The 830-nt window shown below is 40.8% G+C and carries 1 pseudogene; it reads left to right on the plus strand.

Annotation, left to right across the window (positions count from 1 at the left end):
- Window positions 1–110: 110 nt before the first annotated feature.
- Window positions 111–830 (plus strand): annotated as a pseudogene (locus tag L4C33_RS22540) (hypothetical protein); the annotation flags it as partial.

Raw genomic sequence — 830 nt, forward strand, 5'->3', positions numbered from 1 at the left:
ATTTATATATTTATCGTTAGTGAACAATGCCAATACAAGCTCGATGAACTAGAATCCCAGTTAATGGACAGTATCAGGATCAAGTGCATGTCATTTTGATGGAGCGAAATATGCCGACCACGGAAGATATACAAATTAGCCAAGAATTGGTTAGAAAGAATAAAGCAAAAGTACTCGCCAAAATTAACCAGCAAGGGAACATGTCTCAAGGGTTCCGTCTCGTAAATGTCGAAGATTACAACCAAAGACTTCAAGCCCTCAAACATAAAGTCGAAAACTTCGATTATCTAAACGATGCTAACAAGCAACAAGATCAAACAATTCTCGAGATAATGACTCAGAAAGAGAAGATTCATAACTATCTTGATGAAACGTCTAGTCAGCAGATCAAAGGTGGAAACTCTGACTTTAAAGCGAAGAACCAGCTTGCCAATGCGTCATTAAAGAAGAAGCAGTTGTTCCTCATGTTTATGGAAACTGTTGAAGCTCAGGAAGCACTAAAAGAATATGCAGTTCGTATTGCTTCCGTCTGTAACGGTACTGTAAAGCAGCCACCTGGGGCCTATTTTGGTGTAAAAGATTTTCATGGTGCACTCGACAAAATTACCAACCGTAAACGCCACTACGATATTGGTGATTTAAAAGATGCAGCCCGCATGACTATTGTGTTTGAGACGATGGAAGATATGGTCGCAGCCAAAGCTATGATCGCGTTGACGCAAGAGTTTGTGCTGTTACAGCATCACCAAAATGCAATGAAAGATCGATACGGGACGAGCCGAGGCGATAATTCTAAGTTCAACTGTGGTGCAACCGATGCTGGCTACAAA

Source organism: Vibrio makurazakiensis, assembly GCF_050337375.1.
GTDB classification, from domain to species: Bacteria; Pseudomonadota; Gammaproteobacteria; order Enterobacterales; family Vibrionaceae; genus Vibrio; species Vibrio makurazakiensis.